A 17,101-nucleotide genomic window follows, 5' to 3' on the forward strand; every position below is an offset into this window, starting at 1 on the left:
CGGTGAATAAGGTTCCTCATGCACGGCCTCCGCGCATGAGCAGCTTGTTTTCGTAATCCACACGCAGGACCACCGCGATGGCGACCAGGTTCATCAGGATGGCCGATCCGCCAAAGCTCATCAGCGGCAGCGTCAGCCCCTTGGTGGGCAGCGCCCCCAGGTTCACTCCCATGTTGATGAAGGCCTGAAAGCCCATCCATATCGCCACGCCCTGGGCTACGAGGCCCGAGAACACGCGGTCCAGCGCGATGGCCTGGCGGCCGATGTGCATGATGCGCCGCGTCATCCACAGGAAGGCGACGATCAGCGTGAGCACACCCACCAGGCCAAATTCTTCGCCGATCACCGCCAGCAGGAAGTCGGTATGCGCCTCGGGCAGCCAGTGCAGCTTCTCGACGCTGCCACCCAGCCCCACACCGAAGATCTCGCCGCGGCCAATGGCGATCAGCGCATGCGAGAGCTGGTAGCCCTTGCCCAGGGCGTGTTGCTCGCTGAACGGATCGAGGTAGGCAAACACGCGCTCGCGGCGCCAGGGTGAGCTGGCGATCATGATGGCGAAGGCCGCCACCAGCACACCCGCAATCAGGAAGAACATGCGCGCGTTCACGCCCCCCAGGAACAGGATGCCCATGGCGATCACCGCGATCACCATGAAGGCGCCCATGTCGGGCTCTGCCAGCAGCAGCGCACCCACCACCGCCACGGCGGCGGCCATGGGCAGCACGGCGCGAAAGAACCGCTCCTTGACCTCCATCTTGCGCACCATGTAGTCCGATGCGTAGATCAGCACCGCGAACTTCGCCAGCTCGGACGGCTGGAAGTTCATGAACCCCAGGCTGAGCCAGCGCCGCGCGCCGTTCACCATGGTGCCCACGTGCGGGATCAGCACCGCGATCAATAGCACGATGGAGGCCACGAACAACCACGGCGCCATGCGCTCCCAAGTGTCCATCGATACCTGGAACGCGATCAGTGCCGCGACGAACCCCACGCCGATGGCAATCGCGTGGCGCAGCAGGAAGTGCGTGGGCGCGATGTTGCCAAAGCGCGGGTTGTCCGGCATGGCGATCGAGGCCGAATACACCATCACCACGCTGAAGGCCAGCAGCAGGACCACCACCCACAACAGCGCCTGGTCGAAGCCCAGCACGCGTGCGGGCGTGGCGGCCGTGCGACGGTATTCGGTGCCGCCCACGCGCACGGGCAGGACGTCGGCGTTTGCGGCCGGCGCGGCACCCGCCCAGGCCCGCATGCGCTGCCACAACGAGGGACGGGAAGCGGCGGTCGCGGCGGTCATGCCGTCCCTCCTTCCAGCGTCTGGCCGGCGTCTTCGGCCAGCGCCTGCACGGCTTCGCAGAAAACGCGAGCGCGGTGCGCGTAATTGTCGAACATGTCCAGGCTGGCGCAGGCGGGCGACAGCAGCACGGCGTCGCCCACATGGGCGCGCTGTGTGGCCAACTGCACGGCCTCGGGCAGCGTGGCGGCGTCCTGCAGCGGCACGCCGCAGCCCTGCAGCGCGGCGCGGATCTGCGGCGCGTCGCGCCCGATCAACACCACCGCGCGCGCATAGCGCGCCACGGGCGCGGCCAGCGGCGAGAAGTCCTGACCCTTGCCGTCGCCACCCAGGATCACCACCAGGCGCCGGTCGGCGCCCAGTCCGGTCAGCGCAGCCACCGTGGCGCCCACGTTGGTGCCCTTGCTGTCGTCGAAGTACTCCACCTCGCGCACGATGCCCACGGGCTCCACGCGGTGCGGCTCACCGCGGTATTCGCGCAGGCCGTAGAGCATGGGCGCGAGCGGGCAACCCGCAGCCTGGGCCAGCGCCAGCGCAGCCAGGGCATTGATGGCGTTGTGCCGCCCGCGGATGCGCAGCGCGTCGGCGGGCATCAGGCGCTGGATGTGCAGCTCGGCGTCCTGCGCCTTGCCGCGCTTGGCCGTTTCGTCCGCTTCGTGTGCACGCACCAGCCAGGCCATGCCGCTGACCACCTCGATGCCGAAGTCCCCCGGGCGCTGCGGCATGTCGCCACCGAAGGTCACGTGTGCGCGCAACTGGGGCTTTTGCAGCTTCACGCGCACTGGCGGCGGCAGCAGGGCCATGACTTCCGCGTCCTCGCGGTTGAGCACCATGAGGCCGGTTTCGCCGAAGATGCGCCCCTTGGCCTGTGCGTAGGCCTGCAGGCTGCCGTGCCAGTCCAGGTGGTCCTGCGTGATGTTGAGCACGGCCGCGGCCGTGGGCTCGAAGCCCTGCACGCCATCGAGCTGAAAGCTCGACAGCTCCAGCACCCACACCTCGGGCAGCGTGCCCGCGTCGATGTGCTGCGCCAGCGTATCCAGCAGCGTGGGGCCGATGTTGCCGGCCACCGCCACGCGCTTGTCCGCGCACTCCACCAGCAGCCCCGTGAGCGAGGTCACGGTGGTCTTGCCATTGGTGCCAGTGATGGCCAGCACCGCGGGCGCGTAGCCCTGACCGGCGCGCAGCTCGCGCAGCGCCTGCGCATACAAACCCAATTCGCCTTCCACGCTTATCTGGCGGGCGCGAGCAGCTATAACAACAGGAGCAATCTCATTCGGACTCAGACCTGGCGAACGGTATACCGCGTGCAGCGCGCGCCCCTGCACCAGGGTCTCATCGAAGGCGCCGGCGATGAACTCCACCTGCGGCAGTTCTGCGCGCAGCACCGCCAGCTGCGGCGGACTGCTGCGCGTGTCGGCCACGGTGACCTGCGCACCACAGCGCACACACCAGCGCGCCATGGCCAGGCCCGAGGCGCCCAGACCCAGCACCAGCACCTGCTTGCCGGCAAGCGCGGGCGGCGCCTGCGGGGCCTCCTCGGACGCGACGGCAGGCTCCTCAACGGCGTGGTCCGCAGCCGGAGAACCGGGGGGGTCTTCAGCAGACGTGCCAGCGCCACCCTCCGCCGGAGCCGCGTCGGCAAAGATGCGCGCCACGAACTCGGCAGCGGCGGCCGCGGCTGACACCGCGGGTGCGGTGTAGTCATAGCGCGCCGCTGCATCTTGCGCGGGCGCTGGCAAGGGCGATAGATCCTGCGGCGGACTGTCGTGCGCCGCATCCTGCGGCAACGCGTCGTCCCGCTCCCCGGGCGTGGGCGTGGACGGGGGCGCCGGGGGCACAGTCGTCGCTGCGGCGCCGAATGCGTCGGGGTGCAGGGGATCGTGGTGGCCAGTGTTCATCGCAGCTTCAGCGTGGTCAGACCCACGAGGCACAACAGCATGGTGATGATCCAGAAGCGCACGACGACCTGCGTCTCCTTCCAGCCGCTCTTCTCAAAGTGGTGGTGCAGCGGCGCCATCTTGAGGAGGCGCCGGCCCTCGCCATACTTGCGCTTGGTGTACTTGAACCAGGTCACCTGCAGCATCACCGAAAGCGCTTCCACCACGAAGATGCCGCCCATGATGGCCAGCACGATCTCCTGGCGCACGATGACCGCGATCGTGCCCAGCGCAGCGCCCAAAGCCAGCGCGCCGACGTCGCCCATGAAAACCTGGGCGGGGTGGGTGTTGAACCACAGGAAGGCGAGGCCCGCGCCCGCCATGGCGGCGCAGAAGATCAACAGCTCGCCCGAGCCGGCGATATAAGGGAACAGCAGGTATTTCGCATAGCCCGCGTTACCGGTCACGTAGGCGAAGATGCCCAGCGAGGCGCCCACCATGATCACGGGCATGATGGCCAGGCCATCCAGGCCATCGGTCAGGTTCACGGCGTTGCTGGAGCCCACGATCACCAGGTAGGTCAGGATCACGAAGCCCAGCACCCCCAGCGGGTAGCTCACTTCCTTGAAGAACGGCACCAGCAGGCCTGCCTTGGGCGGCAGGTCCATCGAAAAGCCGGACTGCACCCAGGTGATGAACAGCTCGAACACCCGCGTGTTGGAGTTCTCGGAAATGCTGAATACGAGGTACAGCGCGGCCAGCAGCCCGATCACCGACTGCCAGAAATACTTCTCGCGCGAACGCATGCCCTCGGGGTCCTTGTTGACCACCTTGCGCCAGTCGTCCACCCAGCCAATGGCGCCAAACCCCAGCGTCACGGCCAGCACGATCCACACGAAACGGTTGGACAGGTCGAACCACAGCAGCGTGGAGATGGCAATGGAACCCAGAATCAACACGCCGCCCATGGTGGGCGTGCCGCTCTTGGACAGGTGCGTCTGCATGGCGTAGCCGCGGATCGGCTGGCCGATCTTGAGCGAGGTCAGCATACGGATGACCTTCGGCCCCGCGATCAGGCCGATGAGCAGCGCAGTCAGCGCCGCCATCACCGCCCGCAGCGTGAGGTACTGGAACACCCGCAGAAAGCTCAGCTCGGGCGACAGGCCTTGCAGCCATTGGGTCAGCATCAGCAGCATGCGGCTCCCCCTTGCGCGGCCGCGCCTGCGGCGCCGTCCTCATGCAGTGCCTGCAGCGCCTGCACGACCTGTTCCATCTTCATGAATCGCGATCCCTTCACCAGCACGCTGCCCACCGTGGGCAGGGCCTGCCCCACTGCGGCCTGCAGCGTGGCCATGTCCTTGAAATGCCGTGCGGCCGTCCCACAGGCCTGCACGGCGTGGGCGCTCAGGTCGCCCAGCGCAAACAGCTGCTCGATGCCGCGCTCACGGGCATGCGCGCCGGCCTCGGCGTGGAACTGCGGCCCCTGGTCGCCCACCTCGCCCATGTCTCCCAGCACCAGCAGGCGCGGGCCAGGCAGTGCGGCCAACACCTCGATGGCCGCGTGCACCGAGTCGGGGTTGGCGTTGTAGCTATCGTCCACCACCGTGATGGAACGCCCCCCGCAACGCACGGCCAGTGCGCGCGAGCGCCCGTTGACCGGCGCGAAAGCCGCCAACCCTTGCGCAATGCTCGCCAGAGGCACCCCCGCCGCCAGCGCGCAGGCCGTGGCGGCCAGGGCATTGGTGACGTTGTGGCGCCCTGCGATGGCCAGCCGCGTATCGAATGCGCCGTTGGGGGTGTCAATGCGCACCTGCCATGCGCCGTCGCCCCATTGCGCAGCGGCGCAACGCACCTCGCCCGCGGTCTCACCAAAGGTCAGGCAGTGCCGCGTGCCGGCCAGCTCGCGCCACAAGGGCGTGAAGGCATCTGCCGCCGGGAACGCAGCCGTGCCATCGGCCGGCAGGGCAGACAGCACGCTGCCGTTCTCGCGCGCCACGGCCTCGACCGTGTGCATGAATTCCAGGTGCTCGCGCTGGGCGTTGTTGACCAGGGCCACGGTGGGCCGGGCAATGTCCGCCAGATTCGCGATCTCGCCGGGATGGTTCATGCCCAACTCGACCACCGCAGCCTCGTGGCCCGGCCGCAGGCGCAGCAGCGTGAGGGGTACGCCCACGTCGTTATTGAAGTTGCCCTGCGTGGCCAGCGCAGCGTCGCCTTTCCAGGCCCGCAGCACCGCCGCGATCATTTGCGTGACCGTGGTCTTGCCGTTGCTGCCGGTCACGGCGATCAGCGGCAGATCCCGCTGCGCGCGCCAGCCAGCGGCCAGCGCACCCAGGGCGGCCAGGGTGTCGGGGACCTCGATGCCGGGCAGACCGGCGTCGGCCAGGCCCGCATGCGCAATAGCCGCCGCGGCGCCGGCCGTTCGCGCCTGGGACAGGAACTGGTGCGCATCGAAACGCTCACCCTTGAGCGCCACGAACAGGTCACCTGCGGCCAGCGTGCGTGTATCGGTGTGCACGCGCGCAAGCGGCGTGGCACCTTCGCCGACCAGTCGCGCACCAGGAATGCGGGCGCGCAGCAGATCAAACGCCTGGTACAGCGTCATCATGGGGGAGTTGTTCTGGTGGTGGCTCATGCCACGCCTCCTCGGCGCGCGAGCGCTGCACGCGCGTGCGCCATGTCGGAGAACGGCACACGCTGGCCCGCCGTCTCCTGGTAGTCCTCATGGCCCTTGCCGGCAATCAGCACCACATCGTTGGCGCCGGCATCGGCCAGCGCTTGCGCGATGGCCGCGGCGCGGTCGACCTCGGCACGCACGCTGGTGCCTGCAATCGTGCCCAGCAGGATCTGGTGGATGATGGATTGCGGCTCCTCACCCCGCGGGTTGTCGCTGGTGACGATGACCTCGTCGGCCTCGCGCTGTGCCACGGCTCCCATCAGCGGACGCTTGCCGGCGTCGCGATTGCCACCGCAGCCGAACACGCACCACAGCCGCCCTCCGCGCTGCGCCGCCACGGGCTTGAGCGCGGCCAGCGCCTGGTGCAGCGCATCGGGCGTGTGGGCATAGTCCACAGCCACCAGCGGCTGGCCAGCGGCCGCCAACTGCTCCATGCGCCCGGGCACGGGCCGCAGGCGCGCGCAGGCCTGGAGCGCCTGCGCCAGAGGCACCCCCAGCGCACGCATGCCTGCAATCACGCCCAACAGGTTGGACACGTTGTACAGGCCGATGACCTGCGTTTGCAGCACCTCCGTATGCGCGCCTTCGGCCACCGTGAAGGCCAGGCCGGCACCCGTGTGCACGATGTGCTTGGCCTGCAGGCGGGCGGGGCCCTGCAGAGAGACGCTCCACAGATCCAGGTCACTGCCCTGCAGCTCGGCATGCAGAGCGGCGCCCTGCGGGTCGTCCACATTGACTACGGATGCGCGCAGCCCCGGCCAGTCGAACAGTGCGCGCTTGGCCTGCCAGTAGGCGGCCATGCCCGGGTGGTAGTCCAGGTGGTCCTGCGTGAAGTTGGTGAACAGCGCCACGTGAATGCGTGTGCCGTCCAGGCGGTGCTCGGCCAGGCCGATAGACGATGCCTCGATGGCGCAGGCGCGATGGCCCGCTTCCGCAAACTGCGCAAAGGCGCGCTGCAGGCGCACCGGGTCGGGGGTCGTCATGCCCGTGGTCTGCAACGCTGGCGGCACGCCCATGCCCAAAGTACCCACCAGCGCGCATCCAGCAAGCGCTGGCAGCTCTTCTTTTGATAGTTGATTGAGCGCATCCGCCAGCCACCAGGCCGTGCTGGTCTTGCCGTTGGTGCCAGTCACGGCCAGCACCTGCAGGCGCTGGGTAGGGTGGCCGAACCATTCGGAGGCAATCATGCCGGTCGCGGCCTTGAGGCCGCGCAGCGCCGCGATGTGGTCTCCCGCGAGGGCGAAGGGCTCCACGCCCTCGCACTCCACCAAGCAGGCGGCAGCGCCGCGCGCCACGGCGTCGCCCACGTGGGCGCGCCCGTCCGTGGCCGCGCCGGGCCACGCGATGAACCCATCGCCCGGCTGGATCAGGCGGCTGTCCGTCTGCAGCGTGCCCGTGACGCGCTGGCGCAGCCAGTCCACGGCCTCCTGCAGGGTGGTGAGCGTGTGCAGTGCGTTCACAGCGATTCCTCCACACCGTTGGAGACGATGAGCGGCTTGACAGCCATGTCGGGCGCCACGCCCATCATGCGCAGGGTCTGCTGCACCACTTCACTGAACACCGGTGCCGCGACCGCACCGCCGTAGATCACGCCGTTGCTGGGCTCGTCGACCATCACGGCCACGATGATGCGCGGGTGATCGATGGGCGCAAGCCCGGTGAACCAGGCGCGGTACTTGCCCGAGGCGTAGCTCTTGCCCACCTGCTTGCGCGCCGTGCCGGACTTGCCGCCCACGGAATAGCCCACCGTCTGCGCCTTCTGGCCCGTGCCGCCGGGCCCCGCGGCCATCTGCAGCATCTTGCGCACCTGGTTGGCGGTGCGTTCGGAGAACACGGGCACGCCCACGGGCGCTTCGTGGGTCTTCAGCATGGTGGCGGGAATCACCTTGCCGCCGTTGGAAAACACGGTATAGGAGCGCGCCATCTGGAACAGGCTGGCCGACAGCCCGTAGCCGTAGGACATGGTGGCCTGCTCGATGGGCCGCCAGCTCTTGTAGGGGCGCAGCCGCCCGCTCGCCACCCCCGGAAAGGCGATCTGCGGCTTTTGCCCGAAGCCGACGGCAGAGAAGGTTTCCCACATTTCCTGCGCCGGCAGCTGCATCGCGATCTTCGTGGTACCCACGTTGCTGGACTTCTGGATCACGCCCTCCACGGTCAACAGCCCGTAGTTGTGCGTATCGCTGATCGTCGAGCCGGTGATGGTCAAGCGGCCTGGCGTGGTGTCCACGCTGGTTTCGGGCTTGAAGCGGCCGCTCTCCAGCGCCAGCCCCACCGTGATGGGCTTGATGGTGGAGCCGGGTTCGAACACGTCGGTGAGCGCGCGGTTGCGCAGTTGCTCGCCCGTCAGGTTCTGGCGCTTGTCGGGCACATAGCTGGGGTAGTTGGCCAAGGCCAGCACCTCGCCCGTGCGCGCATCCAGCACCACCACGCTGCCGGCCTTGGCCTTGTGCGCCTGCACGGTGTCGCGCAGCTTCTGGTAGGCGAAGAACTGCACCTTGCTGTCGATGGACAGCTGCATGTCCTTGCCATCCACGGGCGGCACTTCGGCGCCTACGCCCTCCACCACGCGGCCCAGGCGATCCTTGATGACGCGGCGCGACCCTGGCTTGCCCGCCAGATCCTTGTCGAAGGCCAGCTCCATGCCTTCCTGACCATGGTCTTCCACGTTCGTGAAGCCCACCACGTGCGCGGCGGCTTCGCCCTCGGGATACTGGCGCTTGTATTCCTTGCGCAGGTAGATGCCCTTCAGCCCCAGGGCGGTGACCTGCTGGCCCACGTCCCAGTCGAGCTGGCGCTTGATCCAGACGAAGGTCTTGTCCTCGTCGGCCAGCTTGCCCTGCAGCGTGGACAGCGGCATGTCCATGAGACGCGCCAGGTCCTTGAGCTTGGCGCGCACCTCGGGTTTGGCCATTTCCACATCTTCAGGGATGGCCCAGATGCTGGCCGCCGGAACGCTGGAAGCGAGGATGAGGCCATTGCGGTCGAGGATGCGGCCCCGGTTGGCCGGCAGCTCCAGCGTGCGCGCAAAACGTACCTCGCCCTGGCGCTGAAAGAAGTCGTTGCCAATCACCTGCACGTAGGCGGCGCGCCCCGCCAGGCCCACGAAACCCAGCGCCACCAGGGCGACGATGAACTTGCTGCGCCAGACAGGTGTCTTGCTGGCCAGCAGAGGGCTGGAGGTGTAGTTGACGCTGCGGCTGCTCACGGCGCGCGCCCCTCGCCAGCTGGCACGACGACGTTACCGCCGTCGGTCACGTATTCGGTAATGGCCGGCGTGGCGGTACGCATCTGCAGCCGGTCGCGCGCCAGGCGCTCCACGCGCAGCGGCGTGGCCTGCGCGCGCTTGTCCACCTGCAGACGCTGGTGCTCGGTCTCCAGGCGGCGCGACTCAGCCACCGCGCGATCGAGTTCGGTGAACAGCCTTCGCGACTGGTATTGCGTATGCACGAGGTATAGCGCGCTGGCCATCACCGCCAGCAGCAGCACAAGGCTGATGCGCGTCATCGCCCGCCTCCCGTGTGCCCTGCAACGCTCGAAGGACTGTGCCGCGAAGCGAGCCCGCCCCGTGCATGCGCGTGCAGCGTGGCCACATGGCGCATCCGCGCGTCGCTCATGCGGGCACCTCCGTGCGTTCCGCCACGCGCATCACGGCGCTGCGCGCACGCGCGTTGGCGGCCACCTCGTCCGTGCTCGGCTTGATGCGCTCCAGCGCCCTGAGCCGCATCGGCTGGGGCGGCGCGAACGGCGCACGGCGGTCGTAGACCTCCTTGGAGTGCTGTGCGATGAACTGCTTGACGATGCGGTCTTCCAGCGAGTGGAAGCTGATGACCACCAGCCGGCCACCGGGCCGCAGCACGTGCAGGCTGCCCTCTAGCGCCTGCTGCAGCTCCTCAAGCTCGGCGTTGATGAAAATCCGAAGAGCCTGAAATGCGCGCGTTGCAGGGTTCTGGCCCGGCTCGCGGGTCTTGACCGCGCCAGCCACGATGTCGGCCAGTTCGGCGGTGCTTGCAATGGGGCCGCGTTCCGTGCGCCGAGCAACAATCGCCTTTGCAATGGGGCCAGCAAACCGTTCTTCACCGTAGTCACGTATCACCTCCGCAATCTGTGCCGCTTCGGCATCTGCCAGCCACTCGGCCACGCTCTGGCCGCGCGTGGTGTCCATGCGCATGTCCAGCGGACCATCGAAACGAAAACTGAACCCGCGCTGGGGGTCGTCGATCTGCGGGGAGCTCACGCCCAGGTCCAGCAGCACACCGGACACGCTGGCGGCGGGCAGCTCCCCGAGATGGCTGAACCCCTGGTGCCGAATGGAAAAGCGCGCATCCGTGATGCGCGCCGCTGCTTGAATGGCTTCGGTGTCCTTGTCGAACGCCACCAGGCGGCCTTGCGGCCCCAACCGCTGCAGGATGAGCCGCGAATGCCCTCCCCTGCCAAAGGTGCCGTCCACGAAGGTGCCCGCAGGCGCATCGCCCTCGCCCAGCAAGGCGTGCACCGCCTCGTCGAGCAGGACCGTGGTGTGTTGCAGGGGCTGGTTCACACGCGGCCCCTAGAAAGAGAAATCCTTGAAGACATCGGGCATCTCGGCCTGCATGGCCGCGGCTTCCTTGGCCTCGTAGGTGGCCTTGTCCCACAGCTCAAAGTGGTTGCCCATGCCCAGCAGGATGGCGTCCTTGGACAGGCCGGCCGCCTCGCGCAATTCGGGCGAGACCAGCACCCGGCCGGTGCCGTCCATCTCCACGTCCATCGCGTTGCCGAGGAAGATGCGCTTCCACCATTGCGCGGACATGGGCAGCTGGGCAATGCGCTCGCGGAACTTCTCCCACTCGGGACGGGGGAAGACCATCAGGCAGCCATCGGGGTGCTTGGTGAGCGTGAGCTGGCCGCCCGCCTGCGCCGTGAGGGCGTCGCGATGCCGGGTCGGCACGGACAGCCGCCCCTTTGCATCCAGACTCAGCGATGACGCCCCTTGAAACACCGATGGAACCCCTTGCCCGCTACTGCCGCTTTCCACCCCGAGAGAGGGCGCAAAGGGCACTTTTCACCACTTAATTGCACTTTTTTGCACTGTAGCAGGAAAAGAACACCAGGCAAGAGGCGCCGCAACAAAATTTTGCAATGAAATCAAGGACTTAGCGCCGATTTCCAAGGTGAAAATCGGGCAAATGTCCTTATTGATTAAGCACTTAGCTGCAGGTATGCAAGTGGTTTATGAAGGCTTGACGCCCCGCGCAACCAGGCATCACAGGATGTATCGGGACAAGTCTTCGTCCTGGCTCAGCGACTGCAGCCGCGCATTCACGTAGCCGGCATCCACCACCACGGTCTGCCCCGAGAGGCGCGTGGCGTCATAACTCACCTCGTCCAGCAGCCGCTCCATCACCGTGGACAGGCGGCGCGCGCCGATGTTTTCGGTGCGCTCATTCACCTCGAAGGCAATGTGGGCCAGGCGGGTGATGCCCTCGGGCGTGAAATCCAGGGTGACGCCTTCCGTCTCCAGCAGCGCCTGGTACTGCTTGACCAGCGACGCGTGGGTCTGCGTGAGGATGGCTTCGAAGTCCTGCACCGACAGGGAGGTGAGTTCCACGCGGATCGGGAAGCGACCCTGCAGCTCGGGGATCAGGTCGCTCGGCTTGGCGAGGTGGAACGCCCCCGAGGCGATGAACAGGATGTGGTCGGTCTTGACCATGCCGTACTTGGTGGACACCGTGGTGCCTTCCACCAGCGGCAGCAGGTCGCGCTGCACGCCCTGGCGCGAGACGTCGGCGCCGCCGGCCTCCTGGCGCGACGCAACCTTGTCGATCTCGTCGATGAAAACAATACCGTTCTGCTCGGCGTTGGCCAGCGCCCGCGTCTTGACCTCTTCCTCATTGACCAGCTTGGCGGCCTCTTCCTCGACCAGCAGCTTCATGGCCTCGGCGATCTTGAGCTTGCGCGCGCGACGCCGCTCCTGGCCCATCTGGCTGAACATGCCACGCAGTTGCTCGGTCATCTCCTCCATGCCGGCCGGGCTCATGATTTCGAACTGCGGCCGCGCATCCGCCAGGTCGATTTCGATCTCCTTGTCGTCCAGCTGGCCCTCGCGCAGCTTCTTGCGGAACACCTGGCGGGCCGTGCTGTCACCCGCGGGCTCGCCGGTGCGCGCGGTATCGACGCTGGCGCCGCGCGCCGGAGGAATGAGCACGTCCAGGATGCGGTCCTCGGCGGCGTCTTCGGCACGCACGCGCACCTTCTTCATGTCGGCTTCGCGCGTCTGTTTCACGGCCACTTCCACCAGATCGCGGACGATGGAATCCACGTCCTTGCCCACGTAGCCCACCTCGGTGAACTTGGTGGCCTCGACCTTGATGAACGGCGCGTCCGCCAGGCGCGCCAGGCGCCGCGCGATCTCGGTCTTGCCCACGCCCGTGGGGCCGATCATGAGGATGTTCTTGGGCGTGATCTCGTGCCGCAGGCTGGCGTCCACCTGCTGGCGGCGCCAGCGGTTGCGCAGTGCAATGGCCACGGCGCGCTTGGCGCCGTTCTGGCCGACGATGTGGCGGTCGAGCTCGGAGACGATTTCCTGGGGAGTCATGGAGGACATGCTGCAGCCTGCCTGTCTTTATGAGTCAAATGAGCCGCTAGCGCTTGATAGACAAGCGCAAACAGCTACAAAAAAGATAGCCAACCACACGACGCCTACAACGTCTCGATGGTGTGGTGCATGTTGGTGTAGATGCACAGCTCACCAGCGATCTCCAGCGACTTCTTGACGATCTCGGCCGCGGGCAGGTCGGTGTTGCTCAAGAGCGCCTTGGCGGCCGAGTGGGCGTAGGCGCCGCCCGAGCCGATGGCGACGATGCCCTGCTCGGGCTCCAGCACGTCGCCGTTGCCGGTGATGATGAGGGACGCGGAATGGTCCGCCACGGCCAGCATGGCCTCCAGGCGGCGCAGCACGCGGTCGGTACGCCAATCCTTGGTGAGTTCGATGGCCGCGCGCGTCAGTTGGCCCTGGTGCTTTTCCAGCTTGGCCTCGAAACGCTCGAACAGCGTGAACGCATCGGCCGTGGCGCCGGCAAAGCCCGCCAGGACCCGCCCCTGGTAGAGCTTGCGCACCTTGCGCGCCGTGCCCTTGACAACGATGTTGCCCAGGGTGACCTGGCCGTCGCCGCCAAGGGCGACCTGGATGCCGTCTGCCGTCTGGCGCCGGACGCTGAGGATGGTGGTGCCGTGGTACTGTTCCATAGCTCGTGCATATGGGGGCGCCGCGCCGCCTTGCAAGCACGGCAGAGCACCTTCTCGGCAACGGCCTCGGAGTAGCAAATAGCCGGTGCGGCCTCAGTTCTTGCGGGGCACCACCCAGGCGTGCTCGTTCACGCCGATCACGTTGAAGAACACGGCGACCAACCGGTGCAGGTTGGTGAACTGCACCACATGCCCTTGCGCCTGCTGGGTGGCCGCCCAGTTCAGCACCGAGCCCACGGCAGCGAAATCGATGCGGATCAGCCGGTCGCAGGCCACGTTCAGCGGCACACCGGGGCGCACGAGAGGCTCCAGCGGCTCCAGGACGGAGGCCGCATCCCCCTCGATGTGGCCTTCGAGCGTGGCGGCAGGCCCCTCGTCCACGCCGCCCGGCTGCGACAGCGCGAACCCCGACGCGTACAGCGCGCTGTCGGCCGCGTCTGGCGTGGCCGGTGGCTGCGCACCGTCGTCGCCGCTGTAGCCGCAGCGCGGAGGTACCCACGATGGCGGCGAGACCTCGTAGGTGACGCAGTAGTCCAGCGCGACGAGTTCGAATTCATCGGGCAGCCCCATGAGCCGCAGTGCCGCCATGCGCAGCCGCCACCACTGTGGATCGGCGCCGCGGTCCCCCGACTGGGTGTGGGCCTGCAGGACCCCCTGCAGCGCGGCGGTGCCAACGAAGTGGATCTGCACATCCCGCTCCGCGCAGGCCTCGAACAGCTCGGCCAGCGCGGTGACCGCCGGCAGATCGATCGCGGTCAGCCGCGTCCAGTTCAGGGTCCAGGGCGGCGCGGAACGCGCCAGCGAGGCCTGCAGCGCCGCAATCGACTGCTGCGTGAGGGTGGATTGCGCACTCCAGCTCAGTTCCCTCTGCGGGATGGCGGGTGCACCCACGTCAGGCGTCATGGCCTTCAAACCCAGCTGTTCGGGCAACGAGAACCACAGCGGCGCCGAGCGACCGAAACGAGCGGCATAGTCAATGGCCAGCGCGTCGAAAGGCTCCTGCTGGCCCGTGGCCCGGTACAGGTCAAACAGGGTCATCCAGATGTCATGCTGCTGCTGGGGGTCACTGTGCTCGTGTTGGACCAGCACTTCCTTCAGGCCCGACTCCGCGCCGGCATAGTCGCCATTGGCAAAGCGGATCGCGGCCTCTTCCAGGTCGGGTTCGTGCACGAACTTCTCCGGTTGGGACGGCGCGGGTTGCGGCGCGTCCTCCGCGAGCGGCGGGGGTACGACCACCGGGCTCGCGTCGTGGAACATCGGCACGACGGCGGGCGCCTTGTCGAGCGTCGGCGGCAGGCTCATCGGCGCCGTCGGCGCAAAGGCGCGCGCAGGGTCGCCGGCCAGCCCGCTGGAGGCCAGCGCCGCCGCCATGGCCGCGGCCGCAGGCGACGGTTGTCCTGCGGTGGGTGCGGCGGCAAAAGCCGCGGCAGCCACCGGTGCGGGTCGCGGCGCGGGGGCTGCGGACGCTGCGGGCAGCGCCGCACCGTCAGGCGCGGGCGCCGCAGGGGTTGGGGCCGGGGTTTCGCCCGACCCTTTGCCTTTCCACCATTGCTGCGACATCTGCGCCTCGATCTCGTCGATCTTCTTGAGCGTGACGGCCCGCTCATCGGGCGAGGTCATGCTGGTCTGGAAGAACGACGTGCGCGCAGTGATGTCTTCAGGGCGCTGGCCGTGCAAGGCCTCGCGCTGGCGCAGCTTGCGCAGCTGATCGAACTCGCGGCGGCGCACGAAATCGTTGCGCCGCTTGCGCTCGATCATCTCCTTGAGCATCTGCTTGCTGTACTGGCTCTCGCGGTCCGCCTCGACCGCATCGAGATCGGACCAGTTGACGGTGGGATTGCGCACGAACCGCACCATCTTGGACAGCAGGCCGCCGGATGTGGTGGTGTCCTCCTTGCTCATGGATGCTAATGGGCGTGCGCAGTGCGGGCGTCTCGCGGTAATCGACCGCTGGATCAGTCGCCAAACATTTTCTGCTTGAGTTCGCGGCGCTGCTGCGCCTCCAGCGACAGCGTGGCCGTGGGGCGCGCCAGCAGGCGGCCTACGCCGATGGGCTCGCCCGTCTCGTCGCAATAACCGTAGTCGCCGACGTCGATGCGCGCGATGGACTGCTCGATCTTCTTGAGCAGCTTGCGCTCGCGGTCGCGCGTGCGCAGTTCCAGCGCGTGCTCTTCCTCGATCGTCGCGCGGTCGGCCGGATCAGGGACCACCACGGTGTCCTCGCGCAGGTGCTCGGTGGTTTCGCCCGCGTTGTGGTGCATGTTCTGCTTGAGCTGAGTCAGCTTGTGGCGGAAGAACGCCAGCTGCTTCTCATTCATGTACTCGCTCTCGGGCATGGCCAGCACTTCGGCATCCGTCAGGTCTTCGGCAGACTTGGTCTTCCAGTTGTTGGCCAGCTTGGGATCTTTCTTGGCGGCCGCCACAGGGGTTTGCAGGGTCGTAGGCATAGTTTGGGTAAAGCTGGCTTCGGGGGCGCCGGGCGCCGCCGCGGTGGCCTTGGATGGTACGGTCAATTGCCCGGAACCGGAAGGAGAAGGCCGGAGGCGCCGCGCGGTTACCGGCGCGGGTTCGTCGCCCGCGCGCTTGGCCTGGGCCGCAGCCTGGGCTTTGCTGGACTGGGCTTTCACTTCCTGTCTCCTCGCAGTTCGGGCTTTTTCCGCCTGCGTGCGGGGCCCAGGGCCCCTCGTGCAGCACGGTGCGAATGGCACGCGCCCCAGGGGGCGTTTTTGCCGGGGCGCGATTGTATAGACCTGCGCTGGCCGAGCGCAAAACGTTGTGGATACCACACAGGCGTAGTGCACTTTACCGCCAGCCACCACGGGTCTCACACCAGGCACTGCTCCAGCCCCTGTTGCAGGATGTCCTGCGGCAGGTCGATGCCGATGAACACCATCTTGCTCTGGCGCGCCTCGCCTTCGGCCCACTGGGGACCCAGGTCGCTGCCCATGAGCTGGTGCACGCCCTGGAAGATCACCTTGCGGTCGGTGCCTTTCATATTCAGCACGCCCTTGTAGCGCAGCATGCGCGGGCCGTAGATATTGACGATGGCGCCCAGGAAGTCCTCCAGCTTGGCCGGATCGAAGGCACGGTCGGCGCGGTAGACGAAGCTCTTAACGTCGTCGTCATGGTGGTGGTGATGCGGGTGCTTGCAGTGCTCGTCGTGCTTGTGCTCATGGCCATGGTCGTGGCCGCCGTGCGCATGGCCATGACCATGGTCGTGCTCGTGTTCGCAGTGCCCGTGGTCATGGTCGCAATGGCTGTGGTCGTGCGCGTCTTCTTCCTTCAAGAAGTCCGGGTCGATGTCCAGCTTGGCATTGAGATTGAAGCCACGCAGGTCCAGCACCTCGGCCAGCGGCACATCGCCAAAATGCACCGCGCGGATGGGCGCGCGCGGGTTCATGTGCTTGAGGCGGTGGATCAGGTCGTTCTTCTCCTCCTCGCTCACCAGGTCGGTCTTGGACAGGAAGATCTGGTCGGCAAAGCCCACCTGCCGGCGTGCTTCCTGGCGGTCGTCCAGCTGCTGCTGGGCGTGCTTGGCGTCCACCAAAGTAATGATGGAATCGATGAGATAGGTCTCGGCGATCTCATCGTCCATGAAAAAAGTCTGCGCCACGGGGCCGGGGTCGGCAAGCCCCGTGGTCTCGATCACCACGCGGTCGAACGCCACCAGCCCCTTGCGGCGCTTGGCGGCCAACAGCTGCAGGGTTTCGCGCAGATCCTCGCGGATGGTGCAGCAGATGCAGCCGTTGCTCATCTGCAGAATCTGCTCTTTGGACTCGGTCTTGAGGATGTCGGTGTCGATGTTTTCCTCGCCGAACTCGTTTTCGATCACGGCGATCTTCTGGCCGTGCATTTCGGACAGCACGCGCTTGAGCAGCGTGGTCTTGCCGGAGCCGAGGAAGCCGGTGAGGATGGTGACGGGAATCAGGGCCATGGGTCGCTTTCCGTGGAGTGCAAACGCAAAACGGCGGCCTGGACGACCGCCGCATGGGAATCGAATTTCAGTGTACAGAGCCTGTCAAGACCTTCGCG

General features: G+C 67.2%; 14 protein-coding genes. All 14 read right to left on the reverse strand.

The genetic code is table 11. The features are described from left to right. Window positions 1-16: 16 nt before the first annotated feature. The 14 genes from ftsW to BV908_RS03245 all read right to left on the reverse strand — a co-directional run bounded on the left by ftsW (window position 17) and on the right by BV908_RS03245 (window position 17,003). Window positions 17-1,297: a putative lipid II flippase FtsW gene (gene ftsW / locus BV908_RS03180; protein WP_011806765.1), complete on the reverse strand. Its 1,281-nt coding sequence runs from the start codon at window positions 1,295-1,297 to the stop codon at window positions 17-19. Further along, window positions 1,294-3,192, reverse strand: a complete 1,899-nt coding sequence (gene murD / locus BV908_RS03185) for a UDP-N-acetylmuramoyl-L-alanine--D-glutamate ligase (RefSeq protein ID WP_210433985.1) — start codon at window positions 3,190-3,192, stop codon at window positions 1,294-1,296. Before murD ends, ftsW begins: the two co-directional genes overlap by 4 nt. Further along, window positions 3,189-4,367 carry a phospho-N-acetylmuramoyl-pentapeptide-transferase gene (gene mraY / locus BV908_RS03190; protein WP_088888341.1) on the reverse strand — a complete coding sequence of 393 codons (1,179 nt, stop codon included), beginning with the start codon at window positions 4,365-4,367 and terminating at the stop codon, window positions 3,189-3,191. Before mraY ends, murD begins: the two co-directional genes overlap by 4 nt. Next, window positions 4,358-5,806 (reverse strand): UDP-N-acetylmuramoyl-tripeptide--D-alanyl-D-alanine ligase, encoded by a 1,449-nt coding sequence (murF, locus tag BV908_RS03195; protein ID WP_103737183.1) that lies wholly within the window; start codon window positions 5,804-5,806, stop codon window positions 4,358-4,360. The genes mraY and murF overlap by 10 nt, the downstream gene beginning before the upstream one ends. Next, window positions 5,803-7,308, reverse strand: a complete 1,506-nt coding sequence (locus BV908_RS03200) for a UDP-N-acetylmuramoyl-L-alanyl-D-glutamate--2,6-diaminopimelate ligase (protein ID WP_015914266.1) — start codon at window positions 7,306-7,308, stop codon at window positions 5,803-5,805. The genes murF and BV908_RS03200 overlap by 4 nt, the downstream gene beginning before the upstream one ends. After that, a complete protein-coding gene (locus BV908_RS03205) occupies window positions 7,305-9,053 on the reverse strand; it encodes a penicillin-binding protein 2 (protein ID WP_103737184.1) in 1,749 nt (582 codons plus the stop codon). The genes BV908_RS03200 and BV908_RS03205 overlap by 4 nt, the downstream gene beginning before the upstream one ends. After that, the gene (gene ftsL, locus BV908_RS03210) at window positions 9,050-9,352 is read right to left on the reverse strand and encodes a cell division protein FtsL (RefSeq protein ID WP_015914268.1); all 303 of its coding nucleotides are present in this window, start codon (window positions 9,350-9,352) and stop codon (window positions 9,050-9,052) included. The genes BV908_RS03205 and ftsL overlap by 4 nt, the downstream gene beginning before the upstream one ends. 106 nt (window positions 9,353-9,458) lie before the next feature. After that, complete coding sequence (rsmH, locus tag BV908_RS03215; RefSeq protein WP_103737185.1) at window positions 9,459-10,385, reverse strand: 16S rRNA (cytosine(1402)-N(4))-methyltransferase RsmH; 927 nt, start codon at window positions 10,383-10,385, stop codon at window positions 9,459-9,461. A gap of 9 nt (window positions 10,386-10,394) precedes the next feature. After that, window positions 10,395-10,823 carry a division/cell wall cluster transcriptional repressor MraZ gene (gene mraZ, locus BV908_RS03220; protein WP_011806773.1) on the reverse strand — a complete coding sequence of 143 codons (429 nt, stop codon included), beginning with the start codon at window positions 10,821-10,823 and terminating at the stop codon, window positions 10,395-10,397. A 264-nt stretch (window positions 10,824-11,087) separates the two neighbouring features. Then, the gene (gene hslU, locus BV908_RS03225; RefSeq protein WP_088888335.1) at window positions 11,088-12,428 is read right to left on the reverse strand and encodes an ATP-dependent protease ATPase subunit HslU; all 1,341 of its coding nucleotides are present in this window, start codon (window positions 12,426-12,428) and stop codon (window positions 11,088-11,090) included. A 95-nt stretch (window positions 12,429-12,523) separates the two neighbouring features. After that, window positions 12,524-13,069, reverse strand: a complete 546-nt coding sequence (hslV, locus tag BV908_RS03230; protein ID WP_015914271.1) for an ATP-dependent protease subunit HslV — start codon at window positions 13,067-13,069, stop codon at window positions 12,524-12,526. Window positions 13,070-13,162: 93 nt separating this feature from the next. Beyond that, a complete protein-coding gene (locus BV908_RS03235) occupies window positions 13,163-14,971 on the reverse strand; it encodes an STAS domain-containing protein (RefSeq protein WP_103737186.1) in 1,809 nt (602 codons plus the stop codon). 53 nt (window positions 14,972-15,024) lie between these two features. Next, window positions 15,025-15,870: an RNA polymerase-binding protein DksA gene (dksA, locus tag BV908_RS03240; RefSeq protein WP_348639059.1), complete on the reverse strand. Its 846-nt coding sequence runs from the start codon at window positions 15,868-15,870 to the stop codon at window positions 15,025-15,027. A gap of 23 nt (window positions 15,871-15,893) precedes the next feature. Next, on the reverse strand, window positions 15,894-17,003 hold the full coding sequence (locus BV908_RS03245) for a GTP-binding protein (protein WP_103737188.1): 1,110 nt from the start codon (window positions 17,001-17,003) through the stop codon (window positions 15,894-15,896). Window positions 17,004-17,101 lie beyond the last annotated feature (98 nt).

The organism is Diaphorobacter sp. LR2014-1, from assembly GCF_002916785.1.
Lineage (GTDB): Bacteria > Pseudomonadota > Gammaproteobacteria > Burkholderiales > Burkholderiaceae_C > Diaphorobacter > Diaphorobacter nitroreducens.